Below are 18432 nucleotides of genomic sequence, written 5' to 3' on the forward strand. Positions count from 1 at the left end.
GGACGAAATTGCATCTTCGTCCGCTTTTAAAAGAATAGGAAAGTATCTAATCTCTCATTAACCAAACCTTACGAACCTTGTCTTTACATATTCCAAGTGGGCGACTGACAAACAACCGCCACTAGATTATCGAAAAAAATGGATCGTGAAGTGACGCAGTCACTTCACGATCCACAAAAATTCCAACGGTAATAGTGTAGCTGATGTTTCGTCCAAAGTACTTTGGAAATAGAAAGACAAGATGCACTTAAAAGATGCTTTCGTTATTCTTTAAATTCTGCGCAAAGTTCGTCGTAGAAAAACCATTTACCATTTGGCTTTGTGCTCCTCGATGCAGCCAAGTAATCGATGAATTTGTAGTGTAGGGCCATTTTCTAACTGTATTTTACCGTTATAGTAACCTACCATTTGATGGACATTTGAAGTGACAAGCTTTACATCTGTTTTTGCAATCCTATGGAAGAAGGGAGTGAAAGTTAAATTTACTTCATTTGAAAATTTGGTTTTTATTGTCCAAGGTTTCATGAAATTATTTGTGTCATAGTTAAATAATACATCCTCATGAATTTTCGTGAGCTTACCATCTATAAAAATAGCATTTTCTGTCATACCTGTTCCATCTGTCCATTTTCCGCCCAAGTTCAAACCAATTCTTTTGAAACCAACACGTTGGGAAGCAAACCCCCAATTCCATAATGCCTCCCGTGGCCAAACACCTCTACCATAATCGAGCACAGAGAAATTATCTTCGGCTTGAAAAGAATAACGAGCATCTCCGATTTTCACGAAACCAGTAGTAGGCAGTAGATGATGCTTCGCTGTAAATTGAAATTGCGTCCGACTCCATGGAATGACAACATTGAGTGATTCATCCTCTAATGGGTGCGAAATATGTAAATCAGCATGTAAGAAATCTCCATCAAAGTTAGGGACGGTAACCATCATATGTGTTTCATTTTGTAGATATAAAAGTTGAATCGACATTTCTTTTGAATGTAAATGAACGCTCTCTAAAACTTGAGTAGGCATTTTCACTTTATTTCCCAAAGGAATCGTTACCGTCTTTTCCACGTAACGTTGCGTTTCATAGTTTAAAAAATATACAAAGCAAACTGCTGCATAATCTAAGTGACTAATTGTTGCCGAAAAAAGGATTTCATCTCCAAACACACACCAATAATTCCACTTTTTCTTCCGCATATAGTGTCCTTTTAAATTACTTTCAATGATTGGTTTCTTTGCATATCCGATCGCTTTTGGATTTAAATTTCCTTTTTCATCACAAAGCAAAGTAGGCATTGTAATTTCTTTCTCGGCATGTTGTGGCATTAGCCATCTTCCTTTCTAAACTAATAAGAAAATATAATTCTTCCTACTCAGTTTCTTTCTTAACTCCAGCGCTTTACTTGTAAGGTTTTTGTTTTGAAAATAAAATACAATTCATTGAATCAATACTAGCATATATTTTAAACGAAATCATATAAACAAAAGAGAGGGAGGTGGAAAATTGGCAACATATAACCGCGCCGCAGCAGTAGCCTATGCACAAAAGTGGTGGAATAGTCATAATCCTAAGTTTCCTGTATTCGATGTGGATTGTACCAATTATATTTCACAATGTTTATTTGCAGGTGGTGCGCCAATGAGAGGCCAGCCGAATAGAGGGAAAGGCTGGTGGCTTGGAAATCATACGTGGAGTTATAGTTGGAGCACTCCGCATGGATTACGATGGTATTTGGCCAAATCTACAAAGGGGTTGCAAGCGACTCAAGTGGATTCTCCAACGAAACTGATTCCGGGAGATCTTATTTTTTATGATTTTGAAGGGGATGGCAGATACGATCACTCGACCATTGTGACCAGTATCAAAGATGGTATGCCATATGTAAATGCACATACAAATAATAGTAGAGATAGGTATTGGAACTACGAAGACTCCTATGCACATACACCAAAAACAAGCTATATTTTCTTTCAAATAAAAGATAATTTCTAAAAGAAAAGAGTGTAACTAAACAATGGACGTTTAGTTACACTCTTTTGATTATTTTACATACCACAGTACCGCTAAGGTTTCTTCACCTGCGTGCACTGCTAAAGACGAACTAATTTCACCAATGGATACTTGCAGGCTTGGTAATTCAAGTTGAATTGCATCTTTTAAATTCTTCGCTTGCTCTATTGCATTTGCGTGCATAATGTATACTAGTTCTACACCTTCTGATTGAACAGATGCTATTACTTTTTGAATCAGATAGTGTATCGCTTTTTTGTGCGAGCGAACTTTATCCAGTTCTTGTAATTCACCTTTGTTGTTAATTTGAATAATTGGTTTTATTTTCAACAAATTTCCTAGATAGAATTGGGCACTACTTAATCTACCGCCTTTATAAAGCTGAGTTAAGTTGCCGATTAATATGTAGTTACGGAATTTAGTAGCTTCTATTCTTAAAGACGAAGCAATTTCCTCAAATGATAAACCTTGTCCTTCTAAATGAAACCCTTTTTCTACTAAACCTGTAATTCCAGCAGATAATGAAAGAGAATCGACACATTCAACATGAACTTTTGCAATTTGAGCGCCATTTAATGAAGAAGACATCGTTCCACTTAAACCGTTGGAAACATGGATAGCAATAATTGACTCATACTCTTTGCTTAGTTTAGTATAAAGTTCCACAAATTCGCCAGCAGATGGCTGAGATGTTTTTGCTGAATCCGTACCATTTCGAATGCGTTCGTACAATTGTTCCGAAGTTAAATCTACTCCGTCTATAAATTGTTGTTGACCAAAATGTATATTAAGCGGAATAATATACACATCCGGATGCTCTTTTAGCATCGTATTCACAAATGCACTGCTATCTATTACCCAAGCTATTTTTCTCTTATGCATACTAAACACCCTATTCAATAAATTATTTATTTTATAATAATTATAGCATATTGAGCTATAGGATACTTTATAACTATGGTCAAAATTACTATATTTTATATAATAATTAGGACTGCTTTTTCCACCATCTTGCATGCCATGATTCCTCTAAATCATGGCGATGACGAACGAGAATGACTATGATTGCAACGGAAAGAGGCCATGCACTGTAAAAGGCAGGATTTATCCAACATATGAAAGCATACGAAAGAAAAGCCAAGAGCATACTTAAAGTTGCACTTCTAATAATTAAGAGTAAAACAACAAAAAATGCTGCCAAAATTCCAAATAACATTGGATTATATACAAGTGCTACACCGATAAAAGTAGCTATTCCTTTACCGCCCTTGAACTTCAGCCAAAACGGATAAAGATGGCCTAATATGACTAGAAGTCCACCTGTTGCAATGATCGCTAAAGAAAAATTATAATAAAAGCCTATATATATAACAAGGATCCCTTTTAGTGCATCACCTAAAAAAGTTACAAAGAATGCTGACTTTCCAAGAACTGCACCAGCATTTCTTGCCCCTAAATTCCCACTGAGTATTGTGCGTAGATCAGTTTTTTTCCATTTGCCTACCCACCAAGCAGTAAGAAAAGTACCGATAAAATAACTAATTATCCAATATAAATACATTACATCACCCCATCGAGTTTGATTGTGAGAGTAGAGAAAGGTTGCCAAGTATGAAAATACGATTATTACTATTATTTTTCCCTTTATTATTTATACTAGCATCCTGTTATACGAATATCGATACCCATCCATCTGCAAAAGATGGAGAGTTGGTCTTAAGTAGAGAAGATTTCACAAGTCCGGAGTTAATCCAATTGAACGGGGAGTGGAAATTTTTTTGGGAAGAATTAGTATCGGAAAATGAAATTGAGCAAAGGATTCAACAAAAAAATCAGGCAAACATCACAATACCATCCAGTTGGCAAGACAAAGTAGGGACTTCTTTTGGATATGGAACATACTATTTAAAAGTGATTATACCAGAAGAAAAAGTAGGCAATGCTTTAGCGATTACAATGACCAACCAGAATACATCATACACACTTTCAATAGATGGCGTAAGGGTTGCTTCCAATGGTTATGTTGGGACAAGTTTCAGCACGACTGAACCGGTATATTCAAATCGTTTTGTATATTTTACACCGAGACATAAAGAAATAAATATCGTATTACATATTTCAAATTTTAGTAATCCGATAGGTGGGGCAACTAAGCCAATTTATTTAGGAAGTTCTGAACAAGTAACAAGAACCTATGACAATACGTTAGCTTATACAATGTTTATTATTGGTTCCATTTTAGTTATGGGGATTTACGAACTATTTATTTTCTTTTTTAGAAGAAAGGAGAAAGTATTTGCTTATTTTGGTCTAATTAGTATTTTCATTTCGTTATATTCCATATTAAAGCCACCTTATTATTTTAACTATTTTTTCCCTATGATTCCTTGGATATGGGTAAATAAACTAGAAATTATTTGTATATATGTTCTCTTTTTGTTGTATTTATATTTAGTGCGAACAATGTACCCCAAGGAAATGAAGAAAACACCTGTCGTTATTGGTATAAGCGTTTCCATTGGTGCGATTATGGTCACCTTATTTACAAAGCCGATATTTTATCAACCACTATTAAATTACTTTTTCGTAATTGTTGCTGTATTTATGATTTACATTTTATATGCGCTCATTTTAGCATATAAAAGAAATAGACCAACTATTTTTGTAAATCTCTTAGCGAATTTAATATTTTTTGGATCAGTTATAAATGATGTATTGTTGTCTCTAAATTGGATTCATTCCATTCCGTCTACAACCATTGGCTTCTTTTTATATGTACTCATACAGTCCATCAATTTAAGTAAAGAATATGCTCGAAAATTTGTAGAAGCAGAGAATTTGTCTATTGATTTACAGCGGTTGAATGAATCTTTAGATGACAAAATTAAAGAAAGAACAAGAGAATTGAAACAAAAGAACGACGAATTAAAAAAGTTAACTCAAGTGGATGGATTGACAGGTATTTATAATAGAAGATACTTCAATGAAAATTTAGGCAAATACTTCAATGAGGCAATTTTTTTAAATAACCATTTGTCTATACTAATGATAGATGTAGATAATTTTAAAACATATAACGACAACAAAGGACATATTGCAGGGGACGAATTATTAATCGAATATTCTCGAATTTTGCAAGAAATTTGTAATGGTAACACGTTTGTTGCAAGATATGGTGGAGAAGAATTTGCGATTGTTTTACCAAATGTATCATTACAAGAAGCTGCTAAATTTGCAGAAAATCTACGTTTATTAATAGAAGAACAAAAGTATTCAGCTAATATTGACGATGATTATGTAACAATTAGTATTGGTGTCTCAACGACGGAGCATCATGCATTTAAACAAAAAGAAGAGTTAATTGAACGGGCGGATAAAGCACTTTATGCATCAAAGAGAAATGGGAAAAATCGTATAACCGTATTATGAGAAATGCAAGGCTTTTATTGCAATGAATTAATTGGTATGATGTACATAATCATACACGTTTATTAAAAGGGAGTTTTTCAAAAAATGATGGATCAATCATTAACTGTTCGAGATGCGATTATTCAACGTCGTTCCATAAAGCAATTTAACGGGCAACCTGTGGAAAGAGAAGCATTACTAGCTATTTTAAATGATGCAATATGGGCACCAAATCATCAGTTAAGACAGCCATGGCGCTTTGTTGTTGCATGTGGTAAAGAGCTAGTAGAATTATATGATGTGTTAAAAGAATTCGCTATTCCAAAATGGAAAGAGCTTTCAGAAGATGAATTAGAAAAACAAATGAAAAAATTTACAACACCGGGCGGCTATTTATTTGTTATTGTTCCTGAAGACGCGCGACAAAAGGAACGGTTAGAAGATTATGCTGCAGCTAGTATGCTTGTACAAAATGTACAGTTACTCGCTTGGGATCGTGGAATCGGATCGTGTTGGAAAACACCAGGATATTTAGACAATCCAAAATTCCGTGACGCACTTGGGGTAAAATCAGGCGAACGCATTATTAGTATGTTGCAAGTCGGATACTTTGATGAAATGCCAAAACCAAAGCCCCGCAAAAATATAGACGAATTAATTACGATATTCGAAAAACAAGCATAAGTAAATGGCTATCTCGCATAGAGATAGCCATTTATTTGTTAGATGCTTAGAAAAAAAAGCGCGGAATTATTATCCATTAAAAGTGAATAAACGGCACAACGAGACCAAATCATCTAAACTTGAGACCAATTGTAGTATAAACGCAACCAAATGGTACCTACCCGAGACCAACTCCAGTAGAGCCGCGACCATTTCTCACTAAAAAAAGCTTACTAGATATGAGATAAGCCGTAACTTATAGATAATTTCAATGAGTAACCGGGATCTGTACCTATTCCAGTATAAAAAACACATGGATCATTGAAATCCATGTGTTTTAGTAGAAATTATTTTTTTAAATCCTCTTTAGAAAGTCCTGCAAGTTCATAATAGTAGTCTCCGATTACTCGTAAGCCTTGGTCGAAGTTTTCTAAATGGAAATGCTCGTTTGGTGCATGGAAATTTTCAGTTGATAAGCCGAATCCCATTAACACTACTGGCAAGCCTAGAATTTCATCAAATGCTGCGACGATAGGGATGGAGCCTCCACCGCGAGTATATGCTGTTGGTACATTGTATACTTTTTCGTAGCTACGACCAGCAGCTTGAATAGCCGGGTGATCGAAAGGTGTGATAAATGGTTTTCCTTTATCAAATTCAGTTAATGTCACTGTGACACCAGCTGGTTTGTTCTTTTCAATATGTGCTTTCAGTTTAGCGACAATTTCATCTGGATCTTGGTCTGGTACTAAACGACAAGTAATTTTTGCACCTGCTTCACTTGGTAAAACAGTTTTAATGCCTTCTCCAGAGAACCCACCGAATACACCATTTATTTCTAAAGTTGGTCGAACCCAAACGCGCTCTAAGTGAGAGAAACCTTTTTCTCCAAATAGTTCGTCCACGCCAACTTCTTTTTTCAATTCTTCTTCATCGAAGCCAAGTGCTTGATAAGCTTCTCTTTCTTCTTCCAATAAAGGACGTACATTGTCATAGAAACCTTCTACTTCAATAGTACCTTCTGCATCACGGAAAGAATCTAAAATGGACACTAGAGCATGGATAGAGTTTTGAACTCCGCCACCGTAAAGACCAGAGTGAAGGTCACTTTTTGCACCTTTAACATCAATTTGCACGCCACAAAGACCGCGTAATCCGTAACAAACAGCTGGTTGACCAGGGCCTTGCAGACCTGTATCCGAAATGACGATCACATCAGCGGCAAGTTTTTCTTTATTGTTTTCGATATATTCTTCTAAGTTAGGGCTACCGACTTCTTCTTCGCCTTCAATTAATAGCTTTACATTAACAGGAAGCGTTCCTTCAGTTTGAAGAAGAGCTTCAATTGCTTTTACATGCATAAAAACTTGCCCTTTATCGTCACTAGCACCACGGGCATATAATTTATTGTCTCGAACTTGTGGTTCAAAAGGTTCTGTCTCCCAAAGATTTAATGGATCAACAGGTTGTACATCATAATGGCCATAAATAAGCATCGTTGGTTTTCCTTCTGCATGTAACCAATCGGCATATACAACAGGGTGTCCACTTGTTTTATCAACGATTACATTTTCTAAACCAGATTTTGTTAAAGAATCTGCTAACCATTCTGCTCCTTTTTTCATATCTTCTTTATGTTCTGATAAGGAAGAAATACTTGGAATGCGTAAAAATTGTTTTAATTCCTCTAAATGTGCTTCTCTTTTTTCAGTAAAGTAATTGTCTAATGTTGAAAATTGGCTCATTAGAATCCCTCTTTTCATAAAATTTCGTGAATAGAAATAGTATAGCATAGCATCAGATTTGTGACATAGAAAATGTGGAGGCAATTGTCAATGCATTAGAAAAACAATTGCTTTATTGAATGAAAAAGACGAGGGAACTGTCGGATTGACAATACCCTCGCATTGAATGAAAAGATCATATTGAATATCTGGTTTGAAGCGTCAAAGTACTTATATCGATCCCTTGAATTACTTGCCTAGAAATTTTTCAATAAAGAATTCTAGCTGATAATCTAAGCTAAGTGGATCATTAAAGTAGAATGATTTCGCATCAGCCTCGTAGACATGATTGTTCTTGACAGCTGGAATATTTTTATACATTTCAGTATCCTGGAATGAATTATCCTCATCTGCGTTTTTACTGAAAATAACGTAGTTGCCAAAGTAGTCTTTGAGTACTTCTAGTGATAGGGCAAAATAACCGTCAGTAATTGTTGCTTCCTTTACCTTCTCAGGCATACCTAGCTTTATTTCTTGATAAAGAATTTCAGTTCCTCGTCCAAAGTTATCGCCATAGACATAAAGTTGCTTACTGAATGTCTCGATGACCGAGACCGTCGAATCAGGACCTACTTTTGCCCTGATTTCTTCTCCAGCTTTTGTTGCACGAGCTTTGAAATCGTCTACCCAAGCTTGTGCTTCTTTTTCTTTGTTTAATAATTTACCTACTTCCAGTTGTTGTGTTAAATAATCCACTTTTCCATAAGTATAAGTGACGGTAGGAGCGATTTGCTTAAACTTATCAATATTGTTAATATCCGACAGACCGATAATAAGATCTGGATTCAACTCGATGATCTTTTCGAGGCTTTCGTCCGTAACTACATCAACGTCTTTTAGCTGCTCTTCGAATCTTGGGTTGGTTTTGGACATATCGTCTACCCCGACTAATGGTACGCCTAGAGCCATGACGTTACCTGTTAAAAATCTAGTAAGGACAACAACGCGCTTCGGATTCTTTGGAACCTCGACCGGACCATCCTCGGATTGGTAGATAAACGTGTCTGAATCCGATTCGGACGCATCTGCTACCGAATCTGAAGGTGCAGATGAAGAAGTGTTCGTATTGTCTGCATCATTCGTTTTGCTGTCACTACAAGCGTTCAGAAGAAGTACCTGGAACAGGAATAACGGAATAAAAAGTTTTTTCATAAGATAATTTTCTCCCCTAATAATTGGTGTTTGTTGATATGTAATTAAACAACACATGAGCTGCATAACGTTAAATAACAATTGAAAATGATTATCATTTTCAATGATATTATTATATTATAGCTATTTGGTATTCATGTCAATTGTTGTTATTGTAATAGTGCTCATGGGAAGGAGATACCCATGAGTTACGTTACCTTTTCAGTAGATTTAACAACTACTAGCGAAATGATGCTGACAGGAATAAAATATTTACATGTATAATGCGAATTGCATCATGTCTTTACATAATCCAAGAGGGCGACGTCAAGCATCCGCAACAAAATTACCGAAGAAAGTGGATTTAGAAGACGTAGTCACTTTTCAATAGTGTAGTTAATGTTAAGTCCAAAGTACTCGGGAAATGGCGATGACTAGGTGCACCAAAATTGTTATTGATAGTCGTGGTAAAAAATATATAAGATTTGAATACAGATTGATTTGTGACAACTAAAATCACAGTATGATATAGTTATAAAAAGAAATATTGTTCGACTTTATTATTTTAGGAGGATACAAATTTGTACACAGAGTTTGTACTATTAGGGTTTGCACTACTTGTTTCGTTTTTTTTATCAGGTAGTGAAACAGCATTAATGACAGTTAATAGGATGAAGGTTCGGCTGCGTGCAGAACAAGGAGACAAAGATGCTGAAAAATTACTTGTTCTTTTATTAAAGCCGGACCAGATGACCATAACCATATTAATAGGAAATACAGTGGCTAACATAGCAATGACGGTGCTGTTAATCCTTATTTCGGAAAATTATAATTGGAATATAGTTTGGTCTGTAATAATTTTAACTGTTGTCATTATTTTATTTGCTGAAGTATTACCGAAAACAATTGCTGCTACTTTTTCTGAAATAGTTGGCTATAAAGTAGCTCCATTAATAAGACTGTTTGTTAAATTACTAAAACCATTAACGTTTTTAATTGCAGGGCTTATTAATATGATGATTCGAATTGGTTCCAAAGGTATGGTGAAGGAAACGACCATTTCCAAAGAAGAACTTTTGAATATGGTGGATATAGCCTCAACGGATGGTACATTTGAAGAAGAGGAGTCCGAACGAATAAAAGGAATTCTCGATTTTCCAAATAAAGATGTATCGGACGTGCTATCGACGCATCGAACGGAGATGGTGGCTATTCCTCTGGAAGCTACTTATGAAGAGGTACGTGATACGATTCTGGAGCATTTTTATACCCGATATCCTGTTTATGAAGAGGATATGGATACAATAGTAGGAATGTTTTATACCAAAAAACTGATTGAGTGGTCGATGGATCCATCTAAGAAATTGGAGGAAATTATCGATAAAGATCCATTGTTTGTCGTGCAGACATTAAGTGTTGAAAGAGTATTTAAATTGATGCTAACGCATAAAAAGCATATGGCAATAGTATTAGATGAATATGGTGGAACACTTGGTATAGTTACACATGAAGACTTGATTGAGGAAATGATTGGACAAGAAATAGAAGATGAAACAGATGACGATGAAGATATTTTAGTGCATGAAATGACTGAAAATCGATTAATCTGTGCAGGACGTCTAGAAATCGAAGAAATCAATGAATTATTTAATATAAATATCTTAAACGAAAATGACACAATTGGTGGTTTTGTACTAGATCAGTTGGGACATGTACCAGAAGAAAGCGAGCAGTTTACTTATGAAAATTTACTTATTGAAGTAAATGAGATGGATCGAAACCGAGTTGCAAAACTAACGATTATAAAAAAACAAATCATCCTTCCCGAAACGTAAGAGAGTTAATAGCTCCCTGCGTTTTTTCTTTTGTCACAAGGTTAGAGTGTATAAATTCAAAACGCTTTTTGTGCATATGGTATTTGTAGGTAATCCTCATCTTGGAGAAATGTTGTTGTTCTAAGACAACTGTGCTTGCTTTTTTCTGATTTACTTACACGTTTGTAATAAAGTTGAAAGAGAATCCGATGGGTTGAAAGGTTGTTATTTGGCATTATATAGGTAACAAGAGAAGACGAGCGGAGGAATAATTATGCAGGTTAATATAGAAGGCGTATACGAGGAATACAACCGGTACATATATTTTTTATGTTTGAAATTAACTAAAAATCAAATAGATGCGGAAGATCTAATGCAAGAAGTGTGGATGAAAGTTGTACGATATGAATCTTATATGAAAGAAGTAGATCATTTAAAGGCTTGGCTCACAACTATTTGTATGAATACATTTCGTGATCGTTACCGAAAACAAGTAAGACGCAGTAAATACATTGCCAATCAACCGGAACAACTCGACGTTTCTATTCTAGATTTAATTGCTTCCGATGTTTTATCAGTTGAGGAGCAACTGGTGAAAGAAGACATTGGTGAAATTGTTCGTTCTAAAGTTGCTGAGTTAGATGGCATCTATCAAAAAACAGTTTTGTATTTTTATGTGCATCAATTTTCATTAATTGAGATTGCGGATGTAATGAAAGTTTCGATTGGTACAGTTAAGTCACGACTATTTAGAGCGAAGCAACGCCTAAAGGAATTAATTATGAATGATGAATTAGCGAAGGATTCATTAATTTTAGTTTAATATGGAAAAGAGTTTCTCGACATTTTTATGTTAAGAAGCTCTTTTTATTTTTATGAAAAGTAGATTTGCTAATTTGGTCTCGGTTTTAAGCAAATTAGCCTCAGAGTTCCATTTACTGTAAGAAGTAAAGTCAATTTTTAATCCTGTGAATGGTAAGACTAGTTGAAATGGGCTAAAGAACCATTTCCATCAAAAAAGACCCCAAGCTTCTAAAAAGCTTGGGGCATGGAAACAAATTATTCTTCTACAACTTCTTTACCCGTGGAGAACCATTCTTCTACGTTCCATACTTTTGTTACTAGGCCTTCGTAGAATTCAGGTTCATGGCTTACAAGAACGATTGTGCCTTTATATTCTTTCATCGCACGTTTTAATTCTTCTTTTGCGTAAATATCCAGATGGTTCGTAGGTTCGTCAAAAATTAACCAGTTACTGTCTTCCATCATGAGCTTGCATAAACGGACTTTTGCTTGCTCCCCACCACTTAGACTAGAAAGGGGACGGGAGATATGTTCACTTTTCAAGCCTGTACGAGCTAATGCCCCACGAACTTGGTTTTGTTCCATGCTTGGGTAGGTTTCCCAAATAGATTCGATTGGTGTTATATTCCCAGCTTTTACTTCTTGTTCAAAATAACAAGGGAACAAGAAGTCTCCGCGAGTTACTTTTCCACCTAGAGCTGGGATTTTGCCTAACATCGTTTTAAGTAACGTAGATTTACCAATCCCATTCATTCCAACTAGCGCAATTTTTTCTCCACGTTCAATTGTGAACGTTAATGGAGGGAGCAGGGGGTTATCATAACCGATTTGAAGATGGTCTGCCTCGACAACATAGCGACCAGAACTGCGAGATTCTTTAAAACCAAACTCTGGTTTTGCCGCTGTTTCCGGACGGTCAATGCGCTCAATACGATCTAGTTGTTTTTGACGAGATTTTGCACGTCCTGTTGTGGAATAACGTGCTTTATTTTTTGCAATAAAATCCTCTTGTTTCTTAATGAAATCTTGTTGCTTTTCATAAGCATCAATATGTTGTCTTTTATTCAACTCGGCAAGCTCTAGGAATTTATCGTAAGAAGCTGTATAACGAGTTAGCTTGGAGAATTCCAAGTGGAAAATGACATCTACAATGCCGTTCATGAATTCCGTGTCATGCGAGATTAATAAAAACGCATGAGGATAGTTTTTCAAATAGTTTGATAGCCAGTTCACATGCTCTTCATCTAAATAGTTGGTAGGCTCGTCTAGTAGCAAAACTTTTGGTTTTTCTAATAAAAGCTTGGCTAGAAGAACCTTCGTACGTTGACCACCAGAAAGTGCTTCAACAGGACGCTCTAAACCAATTGCATCTAGCCCAAGTCCACGAGCAACCTCTTCTACCTTCATATCTAAAGAATAAAAATCGCCAGCGTCTAATGCATCTTGAATTTCCGCCATTTGCTCTAGTAATTCTTCTAATTCTTCTGGAGTAGCATCCGCCATTTTTGCTATGATTTCATTTAACTCTTCCTCTTTTTTATAAAGAGGCAAAAAAGCATCTCGCAGTGTGTCGAACATGGAGCGACCTTGTTGCAGGCGCGTATGCTGATCTAAATATCCATAATGTGTGCCGGGCAACCATTCAACACGGCCTTCATCATAAATAATTTCACCTGTTAAAATGTTCATCAAAGTTGACTTTCCAACTCCGTTTGCTCCAACAAGCCCAACATGTTCTCCTTCCACTAAGCGAAAAGAAACTTCCTTAAAAAGAGTGCGATCTCCGAATGTATGTCCCAAATTTTCTACGTTTAATAAGCTCATCTATTATTTCCTCCAAAAAAGAAAGCTCAGCAGAAGACAAATCTGCGAGCTTTCAGACTGTTGATAAACGCTTTCTTTCTTCGTTGCAAGTAGCGCCTGACTGCGAAGCGTTTTCAAAACAGTCTAAGGTGTCACCTTCGAAAATACAAGTAGTCTACAATCTAAAAGCGATCCGTTTACAAATCTGCAAGCTGTTTGTTTAATGTTGCAAGGTCTTCTTCCATTTTGGCAAGTCTACTTTCAGCGTTTTCCAGTTGAGCGGGATATCCGTTAGATTCCAGTTTTTCCATGTCACCTTGTAATCGAATATAATCCATTTTTAACTCAGCGATTTGCATCTGTAGTTGGTCTTTTGTCATGAATGTTCACCTTCAGCTTTTTGCATTATTGTAGCATAAAAAGTTGGCTAGCGTACGATTTCTTGTTCCTCTTTTTTATTCGCAATCGTCTGATCGATAAGTTTTACTACTTCTTCTAAGTTAGAACTAAATTGAAAGTTCTTTTGTTTTTGTATATAAGCTTTTCTTCTGTTGTCATGTAGAATGATTTCCATCACTGCGTTTTGTAGATATGATTGCTTTATTTTACGTCCTAACCCTAAGTTCGCAAAGCCATTTTCTTCTTGAGGAAATGCGAAATTCATTTCTTCCTCATGTGCACAAAGAATAATGCAAGGAATTTTTAGTTGTGCTACTAAGAAAGGGGTGTAAGCACCAGTTGTTATGACGATATCACTATTGTACAGATAAGATTCTGGTTCTTTTGTAGAAATGATTTTAATGGACTTCCGGGTAAGCGCGAATCGCTTTAGCTCGGTTACATCATGTTTGTAATATTCATCGACTACTACACTAATCTGTAGTGGAATATGCAGTTGCACAAGATGTCTTAAAGTACGGTACGTTAAGTTTTCAGGGTCTTCATGAGGAAAGGCTACGACGATATGCGGTGGTTCCTGTAACATGTTATTATTTTTATAGATTAATTGATGTGTGGGAATAAAACCAGTAGGACCATATACATAATTTGCTTTAGATAATTCCTTTGGATTTTCGTACAGTGCTTGAAATACTATGTCAGCTAAAGCGCTACCATCACCGTGATCATCAAAATGAATAAGCGGACAGTTGAACTTCTTTAAATTGCGAATAAGATCTTTTTCAGAATTCCCACTATCATGAATAATACAATTTGGATTAAAAAGTTTCAGTATTTCTAAAAGTTGACCATTATTTTTGTATATATTAGCTTTGATATTTTGCGTAACTAGGTATTCAATAAGGCTTGTGTTTGAACTAGGAACAAAAACTTTAGTGTCTGTGGATTTTAAAGCAGGGAGTAGTACTTTTGCTCGATCAGCAGGATATAATCCACGGTGTGAAAATGTATTTAAAAGATAAGCTAGTTTCAATATTCATCTTCCTTTCCTGACATATTCTATTTATTGTATGGAACTGGACAGGTGCTTATGACTATAAGAAAGGATCGGTTATTTAAAGAGAGGGGGCTTAATTGGAATGGGAAAAAGAACGGCAATTGTAGTTGGTGCAACGGGGTTGACAGGAAGCTTATTAGTGAAACAGCTTTGTGAAAGTGAGGAGTATGTCTCTGTTTCTGTTATTGCTAGAAGAGATATTTCCTATAAACATCCAAAACTAGAAGTGAAAATAAAAGATTTTGATGCGCTAGAAGAAAAAGATTTCGAAATAGCGGAAGATCTTTTTTGCTGTTTGGGAACGACGATGAGAATAGCAAAAACAAAAGAAAATTTTGAAAAGGTCGATTTACTATATCCATTGCAAATTGCTTCATTAGCTAAAAAAAGAGGGATACACCATATGCTTGTTATTTCAGCAGCAGGGTCAAGTAAGAAATCTCCGTTTTTTTATAGTCGCATCAAAGGTGAAATGGAGCAGCAACTTATTGATTTAAATCTTCCGCAGCTCTCCATTTTTAGACCGTCATTATTAACAGGGCATCGAAAGGAATTTCGTTTAGGAGAACGCCTTGCAGAAGGTGTCTTTCAATTATTAAATCCCATTCTATTTGGACCATTAAAACGATTTCGTTCCATTGATGGAAAACAATTAGCTTATGCAATGGTCCATTTTGCTGTGAGGGCAAATAAAAACAAAGTAACGCTCTATAAATCGATAGATATTTTAAGGGCAATGCCGGTTATCGAAGTGGAAGAACAACCCATCGCTCGGGAAGAATTGTTTAATTGGGAAAAACGAAAAGATATATTTGTAGATAAAGAAGAAATAGATAAATGAAGTGATTTACAGCTAATAAAGTGAATGCATATAATGCATTAATCCGCTAAATCCTTGTGTAATATCAAATAATTAAGGTGAAAAGGCTTCTCAGTCAAAAGGATGAACTTTATAAAAGTAACACTTTTTGTCTAAATTAGTCCTTCTTATTTGATACAATTAGGAACGGATAAAGGAGGTTCTGAATGATGAAAATTCTACTTGTAGACGGAACAATTATTGGAACAAAAACAGGTGTCATTTTAGAACAAGTGAAAGACTATATAGAAAAGCTGAATATGGGTTATACATTAGAAGTTGTCAATTTGGTGAATTATGAACATCAATTCGTAGATGGAAGACCATTTGATAAGTACAACGATGATATGAAGCTGCTAGTAAGTAAATTTGAACAGGCAGACGGTTATATTATTGCCACACCAATTTTCCAAGGATCCATTCCGGGGGTATTAAAAAATATGTTTGATTTTTTACATCCTAAAACGATGCGATATAAACCGGTATCTATTGTGGCTAATGGTGGGACATATCGACATCACTTAGTAATAGAAAATCAGCTTAAGCCAATTTTGGATTACTTCCGATGCCTTGTTACACCAAATTATGTATACACAGTTGCGAATCATTTTGATGAAAATAATGCCATAGTTGATGATGATGTGCATAATCGTCTCCGGGAACTAGCGCGTGTATTCGTTCAATACGCCGAAATGAGCAAAACGCTTAGCAAAGAGCCGATTAATACGCATTAATCTAGAGGATGTCCCCAATCGATGGAGACATCCTTTTTTTTATTTTAAAATGAATGAACTTTCTCGTCATTCGAATGTCTAATGTATAACACTAAGCGAAATGGGGTGACATGGTGGAGGAAATGGAAGTCGTAAATAACGCAATAAAACGGGATGAACAGGCTTTTATACGATTAATGCAATTACATAAAGAAGATTTATATAGAACAGCTTTTGCATTTTTAAAAAATGAACACGATGCAATCGAAGCAATGCAAGAAGTGACATTCAGAGCTTTTAAAAAAATACATACCATCAAAGAGCCAAATTATATGAAAACATGGCTTATTCGAATAATGATGAATTACTGCAAAGATCAATTGAAAAAGAGGAAACGATTTATTTCAAATGAAGTTCTGTTAGAGGCGGGCTACTCAGTGGATTCTAATATGGAGTTGGAAGAAGCTATCGCATCCTTGACTAGTGACGAGCAGCAGTTAATATTTCTGAAATACTTTCAAAATACAAAGATTAAAGAAATCGCTGAAATAAAGAAAATTCCAGAAGGAACCGTCAAATCGAGACTTCATACAGCACTAAAGTCATTAAGAAATTTCCTTACAGAGAAAGGAGATGTAGATCATGTATGAAAAAGAAGAAGAAATGTTGGACGAATCAAGAAAGCAATTGGAGCAGATCGAGATTCCTGACCAGCAAATTATGAATGCAATACAGCAAGGATTGATCCAGGCCAAAAATAAAAAAAGAAAACGAAAGAATATGCTTTGGACTTTTTCAGTTGCAGCAATCCTAATGTTTACCCTCGTGACATCAATTCGTGTATCACCTGCATTTGCAAGTGCGATTGCCTCTATACCAGGGATGGAGAGATTTGTTGATCTAATCCAATTTGATAAAGGCTTACAAGCCATCGTTGAAAATGAGTATTATGAGCCAATCGGTGTGAGCCAAGTGAAAGATAATATGACATTCACCATAGATGGAATTATTTTAGATGAAACAGGAATGGAGGTTTTTTATACACTGGAAGCTCCATTTCCCTTTGAAAACATTATGTGTGAAAAGGTTGATGTATTCAATGATGGTAAAAGTTTAAGTGACAATGCGGCCATTTCTTACGGATTCTATGGTCAGGAAAAAACAAAAAGAATAGAAGAAAAATTAAGCTTTAATTTTGCAGAAGCACGTCAGTTTGCTTCCAAGCAATTCGAATTGACCTTTCAGCTAGATAATGAAAAGAAAACGACTTTCAATATTCCATTTACTATTAAAAATGATATTAAAAAAGGGAAAGTCTATTCATTAAACAAAGAAGTAGAGATGGATGATCAAAAAATGTTGGTGAAAAAAATTACTGTTTATCCGCTTCGAGTAGCAGTAAATATAGAATTTAATGAACAGAACGAAATGGAAATTTTACAATTTGAAGATATGCGCATAGAAGATGAAAAAGGGGAAGTATGGAGTTCCATTCAAAATGGAGCAAGTGGTTTTGGTGGAGTAGGCAACAAGGAAAGAACTTATTTTTTACAAAGTAATTATTTTAAAGAACCAAAAAAGCTTTATTTTAAATTCGATAAAGTGCAGGCACTGCCTAAGGATGAAAGTTATTTACTAATTGATATGGAGAAAAAAGAAGTATTGAATAAACCGTCAGACGGCAAATTGGAAGTTATGAACATTAACAACAATTCAGTTGAAGTAAAAATTCCACAAATAAAAGAAGATCACATGTATTCTCTTTTTGGAGATGCTAAAAATGCAAATGGAGAAAGAATCGATACGCCATCGCAAAGTATGCATGGTGATGCGGATGGAGAATATAATTACACAACTATTGAGCTGGATTCTAAAAATATTGTAAATCCAATTAAACTCTATTTTTATTCATATCCAAATCACTTAAATGGATCCGTGTCTGTTCAGATAAAATAAGTAGCGAGTGTCTAGCTTTTTATGAGC

Annotated in this window: 17 protein-coding genes; 9 read left to right on the forward strand and 8 right to left on the reverse strand. The window is 35.4% G+C overall.

What is annotated here, in order from left to right; translation table 11 throughout:
• Positions 1-306 precede the first annotated feature (306 nt).
• The gene (locus ACEPXD_RS02825) at positions 307-1329 is read right to left on the reverse strand and encodes a DUF2804 domain-containing protein (protein WP_391119753.1); all 1023 of its coding nucleotides are present in this window, start codon (positions 1327-1329) and stop codon (positions 307-309) included.
• Between the two features lie 178 nt (positions 1330-1507).
• On the opposite strand from ACEPXD_RS02825, the gene ACEPXD_RS02830 reads away from it, so the two are divergent.
• Complete coding sequence (locus ACEPXD_RS02830) at positions 1508-1996, forward strand: amidase domain-containing protein (protein ID WP_391119755.1); 489 nt, start codon at positions 1508-1510, stop codon at positions 1994-1996.
• 48 nt (positions 1997-2044) lie between these two features.
• Here ACEPXD_RS02830 and ACEPXD_RS02835 read toward each other — a convergent pair whose 3' ends face one another.
• Together ACEPXD_RS02835 and ACEPXD_RS02840 are read right to left on the reverse strand one after the other, a co-directional pair.
• Positions 2045-2896, reverse strand: coding sequence for a DegV family protein (locus tag ACEPXD_RS02835; protein WP_391119757.1), 852 nt, complete (start codon positions 2894-2896; stop codon positions 2045-2047).
• Positions 2897-3002: 106 nt separating this feature from the next.
• A complete protein-coding gene (locus tag ACEPXD_RS02840) occupies positions 3003-3575 on the reverse strand; it encodes a glycerol-3-phosphate acyltransferase (protein ID WP_391119759.1) in 573 nt (190 codons plus the stop codon).
• A gap of 50 nt (positions 3576-3625) precedes the next feature.
• Between ACEPXD_RS02840 and ACEPXD_RS02845 the strand changes: the two genes are divergently transcribed.
• Positions 3626-5443 (forward strand): diguanylate cyclase, encoded by a 1818-nt coding sequence (locus ACEPXD_RS02845; protein WP_391119761.1) that lies wholly within the window; start codon positions 3626-3628, stop codon positions 5441-5443.
• Positions 5444-5527: 84 nt separating this feature from the next.
• Entirely contained in the window at positions 5528-6106 is a 579-nt protein-coding gene (locus ACEPXD_RS02850) for a nitroreductase (RefSeq protein ID WP_391119763.1), read from the forward strand.
• Between the two features lie 326 nt (positions 6107-6432).
• On the opposite strand, the gene ACEPXD_RS02855 is transcribed toward ACEPXD_RS02850, so the two are convergent.
• Both ACEPXD_RS02855 and ACEPXD_RS02860 read right to left on the reverse strand, forming a co-directional pair.
• The gene (locus ACEPXD_RS02855) at positions 6433-7830 is read right to left on the reverse strand and encodes a dipeptidase (RefSeq protein WP_391119765.1); all 1398 of its coding nucleotides are present in this window, start codon (positions 7828-7830) and stop codon (positions 6433-6435) included.
• Positions 7831-8058: 228 nt separating this feature from the next.
• Complete coding sequence (locus ACEPXD_RS02860) at positions 8059-9021, reverse strand: iron-hydroxamate ABC transporter substrate-binding protein (RefSeq protein WP_391122965.1); 963 nt, start codon at positions 9019-9021, stop codon at positions 8059-8061.
• A gap of 560 nt (positions 9022-9581) precedes the next feature.
• Between ACEPXD_RS02860 and ACEPXD_RS02865 the strand changes: the two genes are divergently transcribed.
• Together ACEPXD_RS02865 and ACEPXD_RS02870 are read left to right on the forward strand one after the other, a co-directional pair.
• Positions 9582-10835, forward strand: coding sequence for a hemolysin family protein (locus tag ACEPXD_RS02865; protein WP_391119767.1), 1254 nt, complete (start codon positions 9582-9584; stop codon positions 10833-10835).
• A 253-nt stretch (positions 10836-11088) separates the two neighbouring features.
• Positions 11089-11637 (forward strand): RNA polymerase sigma factor, encoded by a 549-nt coding sequence (locus tag ACEPXD_RS02870; protein ID WP_391119769.1) that lies wholly within the window; start codon positions 11089-11091, stop codon positions 11635-11637.
• A gap of 236 nt (positions 11638-11873) precedes the next feature.
• On the opposite strand, the gene ACEPXD_RS02875 is transcribed toward ACEPXD_RS02870, so the two are convergent.
• The 3 genes from ACEPXD_RS02875 to ACEPXD_RS02885 form a co-directional block, all read right to left on the reverse strand.
• Entirely contained in the window at positions 11874-13442 is a 1569-nt protein-coding gene (locus ACEPXD_RS02875) for an ABC-F family ATP-binding cassette domain-containing protein (RefSeq protein ID WP_391119771.1), read from the reverse strand.
• Positions 13443-13618: 176 nt separating this feature from the next.
• On the reverse strand, positions 13619-13801 hold the full coding sequence (locus ACEPXD_RS02880; RefSeq protein WP_391119772.1) for an SE1832 family protein: 183 nt from the start codon (positions 13799-13801) through the stop codon (positions 13619-13621).
• A 47-nt stretch (positions 13802-13848) separates the two neighbouring features.
• A complete protein-coding gene (locus tag ACEPXD_RS02885; protein WP_391119774.1) occupies positions 13849-14853 on the reverse strand; it encodes a hypothetical protein in 1005 nt (334 codons plus the stop codon).
• A gap of 106 nt (positions 14854-14959) precedes the next feature.
• Between ACEPXD_RS02885 and ACEPXD_RS02890 the strand changes: the two genes are divergently transcribed.
• The 4 genes from ACEPXD_RS02890 (at position 14960) to ACEPXD_RS02905 (ending at position 18405) form a co-directional block, all read left to right on the forward strand.
• Positions 14960-15718, forward strand: coding sequence for an NAD-dependent epimerase/dehydratase family protein (locus ACEPXD_RS02890; RefSeq protein WP_391119776.1), 759 nt, complete (start codon positions 14960-14962; stop codon positions 15716-15718).
• Between the two features lie 188 nt (positions 15719-15906).
• Positions 15907-16470 carry an NADPH-dependent FMN reductase gene (locus ACEPXD_RS02895; protein WP_391122968.1) on the forward strand — a complete coding sequence of 188 codons (564 nt, stop codon included), beginning with the start codon at positions 15907-15909 and terminating at the stop codon, positions 16468-16470.
• Positions 16471-16592: 122 nt separating this feature from the next.
• The gene (locus ACEPXD_RS02900; RefSeq protein ID WP_391119778.1) at positions 16593-17099 is read left to right on the forward strand and encodes a sigma-70 family RNA polymerase sigma factor; all 507 of its coding nucleotides are present in this window, start codon (positions 16593-16595) and stop codon (positions 17097-17099) included.
• The gene (locus ACEPXD_RS02905; RefSeq protein ID WP_391119780.1) at positions 17092-18405 is read left to right on the forward strand and encodes a DUF4179 domain-containing protein; all 1314 of its coding nucleotides are present in this window, start codon (positions 17092-17094) and stop codon (positions 18403-18405) included. Before ACEPXD_RS02900 ends, ACEPXD_RS02905 begins: the two co-directional genes overlap by 8 nt.
• Positions 18406-18432 lie beyond the last annotated feature (27 nt).

This window comes from Psychrobacillus sp. L3 (assembly GCF_042945595.1).
Taxonomy (GTDB): Bacteria; Bacillota; Bacilli; order Bacillales_A; family Planococcaceae; genus Psychrobacillus.

Excerpts from the sequence above, each read along its gene's own strand:
- ACEPXD_RS02825 (WP_391119753.1), bottom strand. The coding sequence starts at position 1,329 with ATGCCACAACATGCCGAGAAAGAAATTACAATGCCTACTTTGCTTTGT.
- ACEPXD_RS02835 (WP_391119757.1), bottom strand. The coding sequence starts at position 2,896 with ATGCATAAGAGAAAAATAGCTTGGGTAATAGATAGCAGTGCATTTGTG.
- ACEPXD_RS02840 (WP_391119759.1), bottom strand. The coding sequence starts at position 3,575 with ATGTATTTATATTGGATAATTAGTTATTTTATCGGTACTTTTCTTACT.
- ACEPXD_RS02845 (WP_391119761.1), top strand. The coding sequence starts at position 3,626 with ATGAAAATACGATTATTACTATTATTTTTCCCTTTATTATTTATACTA.
- ACEPXD_RS02850 (WP_391119763.1), top strand. The coding sequence starts at position 5,528 with ATGATGGATCAATCATTAACTGTTCGAGATGCGATTATTCAACGTCGT.
- ACEPXD_RS02855 (WP_391119765.1), bottom strand. The coding sequence starts at position 7,830 with ATGAGCCAATTTTCAACATTAGACAATTACTTTACTGAAAAAAGAGAA.
- ACEPXD_RS02860 (WP_391122965.1), bottom strand. The coding sequence starts at position 9,021 with ATGAAAAAACTTTTTATTCCGTTATTCCTGTTCCAGGTACTTCTTCTG.
- ACEPXD_RS02870 (WP_391119769.1), top strand. The coding sequence starts at position 11,089 with ATGCAGGTTAATATAGAAGGCGTATACGAGGAATACAACCGGTACATA.
- ACEPXD_RS02875 (WP_391119771.1), bottom strand. The coding sequence starts at position 13,442 with ATGAGCTTATTAAACGTAGAAAATTTGGGACATACATTCGGAGATCGC.
- ACEPXD_RS02880 (WP_391119772.1), bottom strand. The coding sequence starts at position 13,801 with ATGACAAAAGACCAACTACAGATGCAAATCGCTGAGTTAAAAATGGAT.
- ACEPXD_RS02890 (WP_391119776.1), top strand. The coding sequence starts at position 14,960 with ATGGGAAAAAGAACGGCAATTGTAGTTGGTGCAACGGGGTTGACAGGA.
- ACEPXD_RS02895 (WP_391122968.1), top strand. The coding sequence starts at position 15,907 with ATGAAAATTCTACTTGTAGACGGAACAATTATTGGAACAAAAACAGGT.
- ACEPXD_RS02900 (WP_391119778.1), top strand. The coding sequence starts at position 16,593 with ATGGAAGTCGTAAATAACGCAATAAAACGGGATGAACAGGCTTTTATA.
- ACEPXD_RS02905 (WP_391119780.1), top strand. The coding sequence starts at position 17,092 with ATGTATGAAAAAGAAGAAGAAATGTTGGACGAATCAAGAAAGCAATTG.